15 protein-coding genes are annotated in these 16,803 nt (G+C 31.1%); all 15 read right to left on the bottom strand.

Annotation, left to right across the window (positions count from 1 at the left end):
• Positions 1 to 116 precede the first annotated feature (116 nt).
• The 15 genes from rny to rbfA all read right to left on the bottom strand — a co-directional run bounded on the left by rny (position 117) and on the right by rbfA (position 16,792).
• Entirely contained in the window at positions 117 to 1,658 is a 1,542-nt protein-coding gene (gene rny / locus JOC70_RS02285; RefSeq protein WP_204597277.1) for a ribonuclease Y, read from the bottom strand.
• A 191-nt stretch (positions 1,659 to 1,849) separates the two neighbouring features.
• The gene (recA, locus tag JOC70_RS02280; RefSeq protein ID WP_204597276.1) at positions 1,850 to 2,896 is read right to left on the bottom strand and encodes a recombinase RecA; all 1,047 of its coding nucleotides are present in this window, start codon (positions 2,894 to 2,896) and stop codon (positions 1,850 to 1,852) included.
• A 198-nt stretch (positions 2,897 to 3,094) separates the two neighbouring features.
• The gene (pgsA, locus tag JOC70_RS02275) at positions 3,095 to 3,676 is read right to left on the bottom strand and encodes a CDP-diacylglycerol--glycerol-3-phosphate 3-phosphatidyltransferase (protein ID WP_204597275.1); all 582 of its coding nucleotides are present in this window, start codon (positions 3,674 to 3,676) and stop codon (positions 3,095 to 3,097) included.
• A complete protein-coding gene (gene rimO, locus JOC70_RS02270; RefSeq protein ID WP_204597274.1) occupies positions 3,660 to 5,000 on the bottom strand; it encodes a 30S ribosomal protein S12 methylthiotransferase RimO in 1,341 nt (446 codons plus the stop codon). The genes pgsA and rimO overlap by 17 nt, the downstream gene beginning before the upstream one ends.
• A 10-nt stretch (positions 5,001 to 5,010) precedes the next feature.
• On the bottom strand, positions 5,011 to 7,263 hold the full coding sequence (locus tag JOC70_RS02265) for an FtsK/SpoIIIE family DNA translocase (RefSeq protein WP_243429019.1): 2,253 nt from the start codon (positions 7,261 to 7,263) through the stop codon (positions 5,011 to 5,013).
• Positions 7,264 to 7,347: 84 nt separating this feature from the next.
• Positions 7,348 to 8,043 (bottom strand): ClpP family protease, encoded by a 696-nt coding sequence (locus JOC70_RS02260; RefSeq protein WP_204597273.1) that lies wholly within the window; start codon positions 8,041 to 8,043, stop codon positions 7,348 to 7,350.
• Between the two features lie 60 nt (positions 8,044 to 8,103).
• Entirely contained in the window at positions 8,104 to 9,312 is a 1,209-nt protein-coding gene (gene dapG, locus JOC70_RS02255) for an aspartate kinase (protein WP_204597272.1), read from the bottom strand.
• 14 nt (positions 9,313 to 9,326) lie between these two features.
• The gene (locus JOC70_RS02250) at positions 9,327 to 9,602 is read right to left on the bottom strand and encodes a YlmC/YmxH family sporulation protein (protein WP_035307662.1); all 276 of its coding nucleotides are present in this window, start codon (positions 9,600 to 9,602) and stop codon (positions 9,327 to 9,329) included.
• Between the two features lie 75 nt (positions 9,603 to 9,677).
• Complete coding sequence (locus JOC70_RS02245) at positions 9,678 to 10,979, bottom strand: M16 family metallopeptidase (RefSeq protein WP_204597271.1); 1,302 nt, start codon at positions 10,977 to 10,979, stop codon at positions 9,678 to 9,680.
• 62 nt (positions 10,980 to 11,041) lie between these two features.
• Complete coding sequence (locus JOC70_RS02240) at positions 11,042 to 13,168, bottom strand: polyribonucleotide nucleotidyltransferase (RefSeq protein WP_204597270.1); 2,127 nt, start codon at positions 13,166 to 13,168, stop codon at positions 11,042 to 11,044.
• Positions 13,169 to 13,281: 113 nt separating this feature from the next.
• The gene (rpsO, locus tag JOC70_RS02235) at positions 13,282 to 13,545 is read right to left on the bottom strand and encodes a 30S ribosomal protein S15 (RefSeq protein ID WP_035307656.1); all 264 of its coding nucleotides are present in this window, start codon (positions 13,543 to 13,545) and stop codon (positions 13,282 to 13,284) included.
• Positions 13,546 to 13,647: 102 nt separating this feature from the next.
• Entirely contained in the window at positions 13,648 to 14,598 is a 951-nt protein-coding gene (locus tag JOC70_RS02230; RefSeq protein WP_204597269.1) for a bifunctional riboflavin kinase/FAD synthetase, read from the bottom strand.
• 10 nt (positions 14,599 to 14,608) lie between these two features.
• Positions 14,609 to 15,475, bottom strand: a complete 867-nt coding sequence (gene truB, locus JOC70_RS02225; protein WP_204597268.1) for a tRNA pseudouridine(55) synthase TruB — start codon at positions 15,473 to 15,475, stop codon at positions 14,609 to 14,611.
• The gene (locus JOC70_RS02220; protein ID WP_204597267.1) at positions 15,475 to 16,437 is read right to left on the bottom strand and encodes a DHH family phosphoesterase; all 963 of its coding nucleotides are present in this window, start codon (positions 16,435 to 16,437) and stop codon (positions 15,475 to 15,477) included. The genes truB and JOC70_RS02220 overlap by 1 nt, the downstream gene beginning before the upstream one ends.
• A complete protein-coding gene (gene rbfA / locus JOC70_RS02215) occupies positions 16,424 to 16,792 on the bottom strand; it encodes a 30S ribosome-binding factor RbfA (protein WP_204597266.1) in 369 nt (122 codons plus the stop codon). The genes JOC70_RS02220 and rbfA overlap by 14 nt, the downstream gene beginning before the upstream one ends.
• Between the last annotated feature and the right edge of the window lie 11 nt (positions 16,793 to 16,803).

The following is a 16,803-nucleotide window of genomic DNA, read 5'->3' as shown; positions in this document are numbered from 1 at the left end:
CCTATATATATAACTTTATTTATTATTACTTTATTTATAATATTCTACATATAATGAAAAAATCCTTTTAATTTTGCAAAATTTCTAGTATTTACAAAATTAAAAGGATTCATTATTTACTTTGCATATTCTATTGCTCGGGTTTCTCTAATTACATTAACTTTAATTTGACCTGGATATTCTAATTCGCCTTCAATTTTCTTGACAATATTTCTTGCCATTTCAACTGATCCGGCATCATCTATTTCTTCTGGTTTAACTATTATTCTCACTTCTCTACCCGCTTGAATGGCATATGACTTTTCTACGCCTTCATATGAATTTGCTATTTCTTCAAGTTTTTCTAGCCTTTTGATGTACGCTTCTAAAGTTTCCCTTCTAGCAGCTGGTCTTGCTGCAGAAATAGCATCTGCTGCTTGAACTAATATTCCTTCAAGGGATTGAAACTCTACATCACCATGATGAGCTGCTATGGCATTTACTATTACAGAAGATTCGTGACACTTCTTAGCTATTTCCGCACCTATTAACGCATGAGGACCTTCTACTTCATGATCTACAGCTTTACCAATATCATGGAGTAAACCAGCCCTTTTAGCAAGCGTAGGATCCATTCCTAACTCAGATGCCATTAAACCGGCTAAATAAGATACTTCTATAGAATGTTTTAATACATTTTGACCATAACTAGTTCTGTATTTCAACCTTCCAAGTAATCTTATTAATTCTGAATGAAGACCATGTACCCCAGTTTCAAAAGTTGCCTGTTCGCCTTCTTCTCTAATATTATTTTCCACTTCTTTTTTGGCCTTTTCAACCATTTCTTCTATTCTTGCAGGATGAATTCTGCCATCCATTATAAGCTTTTCAAGGGCTATTCTTGCCACTTCTCGTCTTATTGGATCAAAGCTTGAAAGAATTACAGCTTCTGGAGTATCATCTATAATTAAATCTACTCCTGTAAGAGTTTCCAAGGTACGTATATTTCTACCTTCTCTACCTATTATACGTCCTTTCATTTCATCATTAGGAAGATTCACCACATGTACTGTTGTTTCTGCAACATGATCTGCAGCACATCTTTGAATAGCATATGTTATAATTTCTCTTGCCTTTTTATCGGCTTCTTCTTTAGCTCGCGTTTCAACTTCTTTAATCATCATAGCGGTTTCGTGTTTTATTTCCTTGCTAACTTCTTCAAGCAATATCTCCTTTGCTTGATCTGAAGTTAGACCCGATAGTCTTTCTAACTCTTCTCTTTGCTTAGTGTAAACTTCTTCGATACTTGCTTCTAAGTCAGCTAATTCCTGCTGCTTTTTATTTAAATTTTCTTCTCTTTTTTCAAGCATATCACTTTTCTTATCAAGCAATTCTTCTCTCTGAAGTATTCTTCTTTCTAGACGCTGTATTTCATTACGTCTATCTCTAGATTCTCTTTCAAGATCATTTCTTAGTTTGTGGACTTCTTCCTTTGCCTCAAGAATTGCTTCTTTCTTTTGAGATTCGGCATTTTTTTCAGCCTCACCTATTATTCTCTTGGCTTCTTCCTCAGCATTTGAAATTTTTGCTATGGAAACGTTTTTTCTTATATAAAAATCCACATATATAGCAACGACTGCTATTATAACAGTTATTACTATAGCATAAACTGGATTCACATGAACACCTCCTTTGCTTCTCTTCTCTATCTATTTTTAGTAAATATAAAAGCATAGAAAGGTTTCATAGTATTCAAATGGATGTTTTCGCTAAACCAGATTTTGTATTTATTTTATATTAATTTTGTCATTATGTCAAGTTATATATGTTGAACAGCTAGCTAATTAATCATTATTTTTCTTTTATGCTATTATTTATCATTTTTCGACTGTTTATTATCTTCACCAGTTGTTTTTTCTTCTTGCGCTAAGGGTAACTCATATTTTTGTCTTATCTTATTTTCAATTTCTTTAAGTAATTCTGGGTTTTCCTTAAAGAATTGTTTAGCATTTTCTCTTCCCTGTCCAAGTCTTATATCATTATATGAAAACCATGCTCCACTTTTTTGAACTATTTCTTCCTTTACTCCTATATCTAAAACATCACCTGTTCTTGATATTCCTTCATTATACATTATATCAAATTCAGCGTTTTTAAATGGAGGAGCTACCTTATTTTTGGTTAGTTTTACTCTTGTTCTATTTCCAACAACCTCATCGCCTTGTTTTATTGAATCTATTCTTCTAATATCCATTCTTACGCTTGAATAAAACTTTAAAGCTCTACCACCTGTAGTAGTTTCTGGATTTCCGAACATAACTCCTACTTTTTCTCTAAGCTGGTTTATAAAAATTGCTACGCACTTAGATTTATTAATAGAACCTGCCAATTTTCTTAAGGCCTGGGACATAAGTCTTGCCTGTAATCCTACATGAGAATCTCCCATCTCCCCTTCAATTTCTGCTCTTGGAACTAGTGCTGCTACAGAATCCACTACTATTACATCTATGGCATTTGATCTTACTAATGCTTCTGTAATTTCAAGTCCTTGTTCTCCTGTATCTGGTTGGGAAACTATTAAATTGTCGATGTCTACTCCTAATTTTTTAGCATAGGATGGGTCTAGTGCATGTTCTGCATCCACATAAGCAGCACTTCCTCCAAGCTTTTGAGCTTCAGCTACTATATGCAGTGCTACAGTAGTCTTACCTGAAGATTCTGGTCCGTATATCTCTATTATTCTTCCTCTTGGTACTCCACCTATACCTAATGCTATATCTAATCCTAAACATCCAGTAGAAATAGAATCTAAATTTAATACACTGTGTTCTCCAAGTTTCATTATAGATCCTTTTCCAAATTGTTTTTCTATTTGTCCCATCGCTGCTTCAATTGCTTTTAATTTATCATTATTCATGCTATCCCCTTAAAGGGAGTCACCATCCTTTCATACTTTTCATCATTCGAACATTTGTTCTACACAATTAATTATATAATAAATTCATTACACGGTCAACATAAGAATATAGTTCCTAGAAAATCTAGGAACTATAGCCATTTAATTACCGCAGTAATTATTATATACAAATTTATATTTTCTAATCAATCCTAATCTCTATCTGTCAGGTTTTATAGCTTCTTTATTTTTAACAAAATAATCTACTCCAGACACAATAGTTATTATTATAGCAAGTAACATAGCTGTTTTAGCAATCCACTCTAAAAAACTAAATGGTATAATAGTAAATACTGATAAAACACTTAAACTATCTTTATTTAAATTAATTAGTGCTGCTATTATAGCAACTATTTGAGTAACAGTTTTAGCTTTCCCCCATCCGCTAGCTGCTATGACTATACCTTCTGCTGCCGCTACACTGCGAAGCCCTGTTACTGCAAACTCTCTTGCTATTATTATCATAGCTGCCCAAGCAGGAAGTACCTGAAGCTCCACTAGTGATACTAGAGCTGCTGTAACTAAAAGTTTATCTGCTAAAGGATCCATAAACTTCCCAAAACGAGTTATTTGATTTCTACTTCTCGCTATGTAGCCATCTAGCTTATCTGTAAGAGCTGCCAGGATGAAAATAATAGTTGCTATACTTTTCCCATAAGGCATTCCTTTTATTGCCAAAAATACTAGAAATACCGGAACCAAAATCATCCTGATAATAGTTAGTTTATTTGCTAGATTCATAATATACAACTCCCATTAAATCATATTGTAAATTTTGCTTAATTTTAACTTTAACAAAATCGCCTATATTTAATATTTTATCACATTTAAAATAAATTGCACCATCTATTTCGGGAGTCATTTCATAATTTCTTCCAATATAATATTCACCATCAAAATTTTCTACAACAACTTCGTATATCTTGCCTACTTTATTTTTATTTATTTCGTAAGAATTTTCTTGCTGGATAACCATGATTTCTTTTTCTCTTTTTTCTTTTATTTCTTCATCTATTTGATTTTCCATTTCTGCCGCTGGAGTTCCTTCTTCTTGAGAGTATCTAAATACTCCTAGTTTATCAATTTTAGTATCTCTCACAAATTCTTTTAATTCCTCAAAATCACTTTCACTTTCACCAGGAAAACCTACAATCAATGAAGTTCTTATAGCCATACCTGGTATTTCTTGTCTAAGTCTTTGTATTACATTTACTATTTCTTCTTTTCTTCCTCTTCTTCCCATAAGTTTCAGCACATTGTTACTTATATGCTGTACTGGTATATCTAGATACTTACATACCTTATCATTAACCTTTATTTCATTTATAAGTTCATCCGTTATTTCTTCTGGGTAACAATAAAGTACTCTTATCCATTTTATATCGTCTATCTTGGATATTTCTCCTATAAGCTCTGGAAGCATCTTTTTATTATATAGGTCTATCCCATATCTAGTTGTATCTTGTGCAACTAATATTATTTCTTTTACACCTTGTGCTCCTAAAGATTTAACTTCTTCTAATACACTTTCTATTTTTCTGCTCCTATATTTCCCTCTTATACGTGGAATTGCACAGTAAGTACAGAAATTGCTGCATCCTTCTCCTATTCTTACATATGCATAATGCTTAGAAGTTGTAAGTACTCTTTGACCTTCGTTTATATTTACATCACTATAATTACAGTAAACTGACTTTTCATTATTTACTAAGGCCCTATCTATAGCTTCTTCTAGTTTATCATAGTCATTTACTCCAAGTATTACATCCGCTTCAGGCAAAAGTTCTTGCAGTTCTTTTCCATATCTTTGAGTTAAACATCCTGTTACAACTATAACCTTACATTTGCCTTTTCCTTTTTTATATTCACTCATTTCTATAATTGTGTTTATTGATTCTTGCTTAGATGACTCTATAAATCCACAAGTATTTACTAGAATTATATCTGAATCCTTAGGATTATTGGTGATAGTATAGCTTCTACCTAATTTATCTAAAACTATCTCACTATCTACCCTATTTTTATCGCACCCTAAGCTTATTATTCCTACCTTTAACTTTTCCATAATTGTCCTCCTACTCCATATTATCTTTATCTACTAGTATTTGCCTTGGCTTACTTCCATCTCTGCCGGAAATAATTCCTCTTTCTTCTAATTGTTCTATTATTCTAGCTGCTCTATTATAACCTATTCTAAGCCTTCTTTGCAAAAGAGATGTTGAAGCTTGACTAGTTTCTATTACTATTCTCATTGCTTCATCTAATAATTCATCCTTATCATCTTCATTTACCTTTGTAACTGTATTTATTTCTTCTATAATACTATTTTCATATTCTACTTCTTCTTGAGCATTTTTTATAAATTCTACTACCTTTTCTACTTCCTCCTCTGAAATAAATGCACCTTGTATTCTAAGGGGCTTTGATTCACCTGTAGGATAAAAAAGCATATCACCTTTTCCTAAAAGTTTTTCTGCACCCGCCATATCTAGTATTGTTCTCGAATCTATCTGACTGGAAACTGCAAAAGATATTCTAGATGGTATATTGGCTTTAATGACTCCAGTAATTACATCTACAGAGGGTCTTTGAGTTGCTATAACAAGATGCATACCCGCTGCTCTTGCCATTTGTGCAAGACGTCCTATATAGTCTTCTATATCATTTGGGCATACCATCATTAAGTCAGCTAATTCATCTATTATCATAACTATCAATGGTAACTTTTTATCTATTTTCCCTTTTTCATATAAGTCATTATAGCTTTCTATATTTCTTACATTATTTTCTGCAAATATTTTATATCTTCTTGTCATCTCATTAACTGCCCAATTAAGAGCTCCCGCGGCCTTTTTAGGTTCTGTAACTACAGGTATTAAAAGATGGGGAATCCCATTATATATACTAAGTTCTACCACCTTAGGATCTATCATAAGCAACTTTACATTTTCAGGTGAATATTTAAAAAGCAAGCTCATTATAAGTGTATTTATACATACACTTTTACCCGAACCTGTAGCTCCTGCTATAAGTAAATGTGGCATTTTAGCTAAGTCTGTAACTACACAATTCCCACCTATATCTTTTCCAAGTGCAAATGCTAAATTTTTATTGAAATTTTTATATTCATCAGATTCTAACACTTCCCTAAGATAAACAGAAGTTAGTTCTCTATTAGGCACTTCTATACCTACAGCAGACTTACCTGGTATAGGGGCTTCTATTCTCACTCCTGAAGCCGCTAAACTAAGTGCTATATCATCAGAAAGATTTACTATTTTACTTACCTTTACTCCAGAACTTGGTTGAAGCTCAAATCTTGTAACAGATGGTCCTTTGGTTACTTGTATTACTTTAGCTTCTACTCCAAAACTAGATAAGGTTTCTTCAAGTTTGTTAGCATTATCTATAAGTTCTTTTTTATCTTCCTTATTTAACTTAGAAGCTATATTAGCATTTAAAAGATTTAATTGAGGATAAGAATATTCATAGTCCTCTTTAAAATCATCTTCTCTATTCATTTCATTTTCTAATTGCTTATGTATATCTTCATCCACAGCCTTAGTATTATTTTCACTGCTAAATTTAATATTTATTTGTCTTTCTTTTTCCACCAGATTTTCTTGTGAACTTTCATCTTTATCACCTTCTATAGTGGAACTTTTAAATAGGCTTATAACTTTCAGTTTATTTTCTTTTTTCTCAACTTCCTCGTCGCTATCGTAAGCTACTAATTCTTCAGGTTTTTCTTCTATCAGCTTCTTTACACTCTTTTGTTCTCTCTTTTTACTTCTTAATTCCTCTATTACATTATATAAAGATACTTGGCTTACCATTATAAAAGATATAATGTATATAGCAACAAATATTACAATACTTCCAAGCTTACCAAATAAATTATATAAAGGTATATCAATTATATGACAAAGTACTCCACCATGCATTATAGAATTAGAATAATATAATCTTTGCATACTAGAAATTATTCCGTTTTCTAAAGCAGGTTTATCAATAGATGCCATATGTATTAGTAAAAGAGTATTTGATATAAAAAGAACTATGCCATAGAACTTACTATTAAAATTTATTTTTCCCCTTCTAATTATTAAACAAATCCCTGTAAAAACTATTAAAAAGGGAAAAACAAATGCACCCAATCCAAATATGAAAATAAGGACGTTTTTTATGAATCTTCCTATCGCACCAGATTCCCCTGGAGAAAACACACTTATTATCATCAATATTCCAATAGTAATAGAAATTATACCCTTAATATCTTTATTGTCTTTATTATCTTTAGTTTTTCTTTTAGTTTTTTTTCTTGCCAAATAATTCACCTCCCTATATTCCTATAACCTATTTTAATTATTATAAAGAAGCTTGTCTATACAAAAATTAACCATAGGAAAATCCTATGGTGTTGACTTCTTTTCATTTATTAATGTTTTAAGTTTATCTATAGCTTCCTTTATTCCCCCAACTTCATCTATAAGTCCCGATTTTACCGCTTCTTTACCAATAAGTATAGTACCCATATCATTTAATAAATTATCTGTTTTAGTTAATAATTCTTGCAGCGTATCCTTTTCTATCTTAGAAGTTCTTACTATGAAATCATTTATTCTTTCCTGCATTTTTTTGAAATATTCAAAGGTTTGAGGAACGCCTATTACTAATCCATTCATTCTTATAGGATGAATTATCATAGTTGCTGTAGGAGAAATAAATGAATAATCCGAAGATGTCGCAAGTGGAACTCCAATAGAGTGCCCTCCTCCTATTACAAGTGATACTGTAGGTTTACTTAAACTGTTTATCATTTCTGAAATAGCAAGCCCAGCCTCTACATCACCACCTACAGTATTTAGTACTACAAGTATTCCTTCAACATTGCTGTTCATTTCTATATTAACCAATTGAGGAATAACATGTTCGTATTTAGTAGCTTTACTTTGAGGAGGAACCATATTATGCCCCTCTATCTGTCCTATTATAGGCAATACGTATATTTTATCGTCTTTTACAGGAATATTTGTTACACCTAATTCCCTTATATTTTCTAACTCTTCATTTCTTATATCTTCTCTTTGGTCTTTTTCACTAATCATTTTGTTCCCCTCCTAACACAAATTATTTTGTGCATACGGGGAAAGATTATACTATAAAATTTATTTTATTTCTCCTAGTTTAAATCCTTTATGCAGAGCATTTATAGCTTTTTTGGTATATTCACTTTCTACTAAGCACCAAATAGTTGTATGAGAATCTGCTGTTTGTAATATTTTTATATTTTCCTTATTCAGATAGTTTAGAATTTTAGCCATTACTCCTGGAATTCCTCTCATACGACTTCCTATAATAGCAATCTTGCTGCAATTTTCTGTATAGGTATATAAAAGATTTAGATTTTTCATTATATGGTCAAATTTACTTATATCTTTTCCATCTATGGTAAAGACACTTTCCTCTGGGAACACATTAATTAAATCTATACTTATTCCATTCTGTGCTAGTACATTTAAAAGTTCATAGTAGTTTTCGTTTTCATTATTTTCTTTTAAGCTAACTCTCACTTGAGTTCTATCACTCATATGAGTAATACCAGTTATAATATTATCTACCTTTAAATCTCCATTGTTATTTATAGTAGTTCCCTTTGAGGTACTTAAAGTATTTTTAATTACCAGAGGGATATTGGACTTCATAGCAACTTCTACTGCCCTAGGATGTATAACCTTAGCTCCTTGATCTGCAAATTGGAATACTTCATTATAACTTATTTCTTTAATCAAAGAGGCATCTGAAACTATCCTAGGATCTGCTGTCATTATACCATCAACATCAGTATAAATCTCTACTTGTTCAGCATTAAGAGCTACTCCAAGTAATGCTGCAGTTACATCACTTCCACCTCTACCTAAAGTCGTAATATACCCCTTTTTACTTATACCTTGGAAACCTGCTACTACAGGAATGTTACCTTCCTTTAAAACCTCTAATATATTTTCAGGATTTACATTTAATACATTGGCATTCCCATAATTATCATCTGTTAAAATACCAGCCTGTCCTCCTGTTAATGGAATAGCTTTTTCCTTATGATTTAATAAGTCATCTGTCATAACAACAGTACTTATAATTTCACCGCACCCCATAAGCAAATCTATACAAAGTTTATTTTCATCTTTTAGTTTATCACTTACTAACGAAAGAAGTGTATCTGTAGCATAGGGCTCTCCCTTTCTTCCCATAGCTGAAACTACCACTACAGGAAAAAAGCCTTCCTTTTTTGCTTCACATATTTTTTCTATTACCATTTCTCTTCTTTCTTTAGTTGAAACAGATGTTCCCCCAAACTTTTGCACAACTATTTTCATCTACATACCTCCAATTATACACGTGTCTTTTTTAAGGTTTTTTCATCCACATCTAGTATTATAGTCCTTGATCCTATCTTTTTTACATTTTCCCAAGGTACTTCTATAAACTCACTTTTGCCAAATAAGCTAAATTTGGTTTTAACATCGTTTAAAATAAGCAATTTAAAATTTCCATTCTCATCAATTACTACATCATTATTAGATAAATAGCTATATTTATCTCCATCATTAATATTTATTATTTCATATCTTTCTATTTGACTATATAGCTTCATATCATCATCCATACTATAAGCCCTCCTTAATATATTTCATAAAATAATATGAAATATATTAAGGAATTATTACTTCAATAGTAAATACTACACAATTATATCATTATTGTCACTTTTAAATAAGGTTATATCCTCTTCTAATAATGATTTAATCCCATCTAAATCCAATTTATCTCCTACATAAGCAGAATTTAATATACCATTTTTAAAGGTATACTCCATTACTCTTTGTATCTTTTCCATGTTTATAGAATCTATTTTCTTAATTATATCTTCAGGTTTATTTATTTTATTTAAAAACAATGTGGATTTTCCATTATTAAACATTCTGCTGCTAGTACTTTCCAATCCTAAAATGTAATTACCCTTCATTTGTTCCTTGCCCTTTATAAGTCTTTCCTTTGAAATAGTGCTTTTAGAAAATTTGAGTACTTCTTCTTTAATAAGCTCTACTACTTCTAAAGAATACTTAGGATTTAATCCGGTATAAATTGATATTATTCCTGTATTACTAAAAGAACTTAAGTAAGAATATATAGAATAACATCTTCCTTTTTCTTCCCTTATCTTTTGAAATAAAATAGAAGATGCTCCCCCACCTAAAATATTATTTAACAATATAAGAGCATAAGCATCCTCATGTCCCATTTCTATTCCATTAAGCCCTAAACTTAAGTGTAATTGTTCGATTTTTTTTTCTTGGAATAAATGATTATGCAGAATGTTAGGTTTATTGTGATTTATAGCTTCATTTTCGTTGTACTTCCAATTACCAAAATATTTTTCTACTAAACTTTCTATTTTATCTATGTCAAACTTACCTGCAATAGAAAGAACACAATTTTCAGGAACATAACGAGCATTAATATATTCTAATATTTGTTCTTTATTAAATGATGAAACTGTCTCTATAGATCCTAAAATAGGAAGAGCAATTGCTTCTTCTCCCCAAATAGCTTTACTATGAAGATCCATAAGTACATCCTCTGGCGAGTCTTCATTCATATTTATTTCTTCTATTATAACGCCTTTTTCCTTTTCTATATCTTCTTTGTCAAACTTGCTATTAAAAAGCATATCTGATATAACATCTAGAGCCAATTCAATATGGCTATCTAATATTTTAATATAATAGCAAGTACTTTCCTTTCCAGTGAAAGCATTAATTTGACCACCTACATCTTCTATAGATTCAGCTATTTGTTTAGCATTTCTATTATATGTACCCTTAAAAAACATATGTTCTATAAAATGTGAAATACCATTATTATAAGTGTTTTCATTTCTTGACCCATTTTTTACCCATAGTCCTACACTAACAGAATTTACATAATCTATCTTTTCTAATGCAATCTTTAACCCATTACTAAGCGTAACTAAATTATACATTGTTAGCCTCCCACAATTCTATAAATTATAAAAAATAAAAAGGCACAAAGCCCTTCTATTTTTTATTTATCAATTGTTTTTTCTGGTTGTTGTCCTTCATCTGCTTCAGGTTTCATAGCATCTTTTCTTGAAAGATTTACTCTTCCTTGATCATCTATCTCTGTTACTTTTACCAGTATCTCATCGCCTACTGAAACTATATCTTCTACTTTATTAACTCTTGTGAAGTCTAATTTAGATATATGCACTAATCCTTCTTTTCCTGGAAGAATCTCAACAAAGGCTCCAAAATTAGTTGTTCTTGTTACCTTACCTAAATATATTTCGCCTACTTCCACAACTTTTGTTAAATCATTTATTATCTTAAGAGCTTTATTAGCTCCTACGCTGTCATCAGATAAGATGTATATCTTTCCATCTTCCTTAATGTCAATCTTTACTCCTGTTTCTGCTATTATTTTGTTTATAGTTTTACCGCCTGCTCCTATAACATCTCTTATCTTTTCTGGATCGATAGTCATAGTATATACTCTTGGAGCATAAGGAGACATTTCTTTTCTTGGCTCAGCTATACATTCGTTCATCTTTCCTAGGATAAATAAACGCGCTGTTTTTGCATCCTCTATAGACTTTCTTATACATTCATTAGATAGTCCCTTGATTTTAGTATCTACTTGTATAGCAGTTATTCCCTTTTCTGTTCCTGCTACTTTAAAGTCCATATCTCCAAAGAAGTCTTCAATACCTTGTATATCAGTTAATACTTCTTCTTCTGATAAATCGTCGCTAGTTACAAGTCCCATAGCAATACCTGCTGCTGGTCTTTTAATTGGTACTCCTGCATCTAATAATGCTAAAGTACTAGCACATACACTTGCCTGAGAAGTAGATCCATTAGAACTTAATACTTCAGAAACTAATCTAACAGCATATGGGAAATCTTCTTCAGATGGAATAAGAGGTTCTAATGCTTTTTCAGCTAAAGCACCGTGACCAATTTCTCTTCTACCTGGTCCTCTAAGAGGTTTAACTTCTCCAACACTATAAGATGGGAAATTATAATGATGCATATATCTTTTAGATTCTGCTTCACCAATTCCATCTAATATTTGAACATCACCTAATGGTCCAATGGTAGCTGCAGTCATAACTTGAGTAAGTCCTCTTGTAAATAAACCTGTACCATGAGTTCTTGGAAAAAGTCCTACTTCACAACTTATAGGTCTTACTTGACTGAATCCTCTTCCATCTGGTCTTCTTCCTTCTTTTAAAATCATAGTTCTAACAATTTGTTTTTGAAGTTTATATACTACATCAGCTATATCAGCACCATTTTCAGGATACTTTTCTCCAAATTGTTCTGAAACCTTGCTGCGCACTTCATCTATAGCAGCATTTCTTTGATCTTTATCTGTTATATACATTGCATCTTTTACCATTTGGAAAGCATAGTCTCTAACTTCCTGTTCTAAGTTTTCATCTACCTTATGTAAGACAGGTTCAATTTTTTCCTTTCCAAACTTCTGCATAGCTTCTTCCTGAAAAGCTACTATTTTTTTACATTCTTCGAAACCAAACATAATAGCATTGTACATAGTTTCTTCATCAACTTCATCTGCACCTGCTTCTATCATGGTAACTCTTTCTTTAGTAGCACAAACAGTTAAATTTAAAATGCTCTTTTCTCTTTCACTTTGAATTGGATTTAGTACAAATTTTCCGTCAACTAACCCTACAGAAACTGTTCCAACTGGTGTAGTAAAAGGAATTGAAGATAGGCATAAGGCTAAAGAAGCACCATTCATTGCCAATATATTAGGTGAGTTATCTTGTTCAACTGATACAACCGTACATACTATTTGTACATCATTTCTATATCCCTTAGGGAATAGTGGTCTTAAAGGTCTGTCTATAGCTCTAGCAGTTAGTATAGCATCCTCCGAAGGTCTACCCTCTCTTTTTATAAAACCTCCTGGTATTTTACCTACTGCATAAAGTCTTTCTTCATATTCTACACTTAACGGAAAGAAGTCAATTCCCGCTCTAGGTTCTTTAGATGCATTTGCGTTTACAAGTACTACTGTTTCACCATAACTTACAAGTATAGCACAATCAGAAAGCATTCCTACTTTCCCAAACTCTACTTTAAGTTTTCTTCCGGCTAAAGTAGTTTCAAGCATATGATTCATAATTTACCTCCCTTCGATATTTACACTATTATTATCGTGTTTTTTGGTATTTTTTATACAAATTTAATTACTTAATTCAAAATAATAGAGCGGCTGAGCCGCTCTTAGTGATATTATTTTCTTAATCCTAATTCTTTAATAATAGCACGATATCTTTCAATATCTTTCTTTTCTAAGTAATTTAAAAGTCCTCTTCTCTTACCAACCATCATTAGAAGACCTCTTCTTGAATGATGATCCTTCTTGTGAAGCTTTAAGTGAGCATTTAAGTGATTGATTCTTTCAGTTAAAAGTGCTATCTGCACTTCTGGTGAACCAGTATCTCCCTCATGTCTTGCGTGTTTAGTTAATAATTCTTCTTTTCTTGCCTTTTCCATTAAAATACACCTCCAATTGTTAAATCCCCTTTCTCCAAGAATACCGACGGCAATCCAGTAATCATAGAGTAAGGTTCACTTGAATAAGTATATCAAATAAGCTTATAAAAGTAAATTGTTTTTTGAAATTAATTGTAAATTTTGCTTTTCTACGTATCCTTTATCTTTTTCTATCCTACAAGCTAATTCTTCTAGAGAATCAAATTTCTTTTCATCTCTTATTCTTCCTGTAAAATAGACTCTAATGGTTTCATCATATATATTATTATTAAAACCTAATATATGAGTTTCTATGCTAAGTTTGTGGTTCTCAACAGTTGGGTTATACCCTATATTGGTTACCCCTTTATAAAACTTATCCTTGTATTTTACAATAGTAGAATATACTCCACCCTTAGGTATAACATAATCTTTATTATAATCCAAATTTATAGTTGGAAAGCCAATTTCTCTTCCAATTTGCCTTCCTCTTACTACTTTACCCTCTATGGAAAATGGTACATACAGCATGGAATTAGCTTTTTTAATATCTCCTTGTTCCGATATTATATTTCGTATTCGTGAACTAGATATTAATTCATTATTTTGTTTTATGGGATTTATCACATAAAGCTTAAAATTATATTTAACACTTAATTTCTTAAGAAGAGTTATATCTCCTAAGTTCTTATATCCAAATCTATAGTTAAATCCCACTATAATACCCTTTGCATTATAATTTTCAACTATATTAGAAATAAAATCCTCAGGAGAAATTTCCATAAACTCTCTGCTGAAATTTATTAAGCTTAAATAATCTACTCCTATATGATCTAAAACCCTTATTTTCATATCATTATCCATTAGTAACTTAGGCATTATCTCTTTATTTATAATAGACAAAGGATGATTTTTAAATGTATATATCATACTTTTGCCTTTATTTTTATTTGCCACTTCTATGGCCTTTTGTACTAACGCCCTATGTCCTAAATGTAAACCATCAAAACTTCCTAATGCTATATAAGTATCATAAGGTATTTTTTTATTTATTTCTTCTCCCAATAAATCCATATTATTACCTCTAAATCAGTAATTTTTCAACTTTAAAACCTTTTTCAGTTTTTTTCCCTATTCCTATAAATCTATCTTCTATATATACCTTATATAATATATTTTCTTCTATATCCTTAATTACAAAAGGATTTTGTATAGTAACTCCATTTAAAAGGAGCTTTTCAAATTTATTGCTAAACACCCTAGATTTATACGTTAAAGCCTCGTTCATAGGTATAATAAAATTCTCAATATTTTCTTCATTTAAATCTTCTAAAGCTATGGAATTTTCTATAGAAAAAGTGCCCGTCTCAACTCTTTTCAAGTCCCACATAGCTCCTCCAACCTTTAAAACGTCTCCTATGTCATAACATAAACTTCTTATATAAGTTCCTTTAGAACATTTAACAGTAAATTCAACATATGGGATCTCTATATTTTCTATATTTATATCATATATAGTTATCTTTCTCTTTTGTCTTTCTATCTCAATGCCTTCTCGTGCTAGCTCATAAAGTCTTTTCCCATTGACCTTTAATGCTGAGTACATAGGAGGCATTTGTTCTATCTCTCCAATAAAACCTTTAATAACTTCTTCTATGTGTTTATCACTTATATCATTAAGTTTATTTTCAGAAAGTATTTTTCCTTCTCTATCATAAGTATCTGTTGTAACTCCTAACTTTAAGGTAGCTTTATAGACTTTATGATTTTGCATTATGTAATCTACAATTTTTGTAGCATTACCTATACATACTGGAAGTACTCCCGTAGCCATAGGATCTAAAGTTCCAGTATGACCTACTTTCTTGGTTTTAGAAAGCCTTTTTATAGTTCTTACCACATCAAAAGAAGTAATACCTGAAGGTTTATATACGTTTATTACTCCATTCATCATATCAACTCTTTTTGTATAATTTTTAGTATTTCTTCCTTAGCTTCCTTTAGAGATTTGCCTTTAATAACAGCCCCAGCTGCTCTTATATGACCGCCGCCCCCAAAATTTTCAGCTATTTTTCTTACATCCACTTTTGATTTAGATCTAATACTTAATTTAACTTCATTCTGCTTTTCCTTAAATAGAACAGTTACTTCTACTCCCTCAATTTGATTTCCAAAGGAAACTACATCTGAAGTATCTGTACCTGGATCTATATTATATTTTTCAAACATTTCTTGAGTTACTTCCATAAAGCAAATACTACTATTAATAAGCTCCATTTTATTAAATACTTCCCCATAAAGCTTAAATCTTACAAATTCCTTATTATCAAATATAATTCTATGTATAGCACTAAAGTCTATTCCTGTATTCACCAAATCCCCAGCTATAGCATGAGTAACAGAGGTAGTATTAGAATATCTAAATGCTCCTGTATCTGTTAATATAGATGTATAAAGACACTTAGCTATATCTTGGTCTATTTCTACTCCAAGTGATCTTAACATTTGATATACTATTTCAGCCATACAAGAGGAATTAGTATCTACAAAATTTAAATCTCCATATAGGCCGTTAGATATATGATGATCTACATTAATTAATGTATAATTTTTATTTTTCATATCTAAGATTGCATTTACTCTTTCAAAGTTTCCACAATCCAACACTATAACAAGATCCGTTCCCTCTTTTACAGTACTAACATTCCCATTTATCTCAGTGCTATAAGGCAAAAAACTAAAAGTATTTTCAATTTCCTCTTTACATATAATATAAGCATTTTTATTAAGTCTTCTTAATGCTTGTAATAAGCCTAGAGAACTTCCTAATGAATCACCATCTGGAGAAGTGTGAAAAGTAATACCTATTGTATTACTTTTCTTAATAAGGGATAGAATATTATTCATTATCATTTCTATCCTGCTCCTTTTTTATTTTAGATAAAATTTCATCTATATGCATTCCCTGCTCTATAGTATTATCTAGTTCTATTAGTATCTGCGGAGTAACTCTTAATTTTATTCTATGTCCTACTTCTCTTCTAATGAATCCTGAGGAATTTTTCAGAGCTTGAAGCGTAGTATTTTTAGACTCTTCATCTCCAAAAATACTTACATACACTTTAGCATAACTTAAATCCTTTGTAACATCTACCTTAGTTACACTTACCATGGTGTTTACTCTAGGATCTTTTAATTCACGCTGTATTATATCTGATACTTCTCGTCTAACTTCCTCATTAATTCTCCCTGCTCTATGCTTTGCCATATCATATCACC

Origin of the sequence: Clostridium pascui (assembly GCF_016908015.1) — a bacterium.
Classification (GTDB): domain Bacteria; phylum Bacillota; class Clostridia; order Clostridiales; family Clostridiaceae; genus Clostridium_AK; species Clostridium_AK pascui.
Note: the sequence above shows the minus strand (reverse complement) of the source record. Positions and strands in the feature narration are given on the sequence as shown.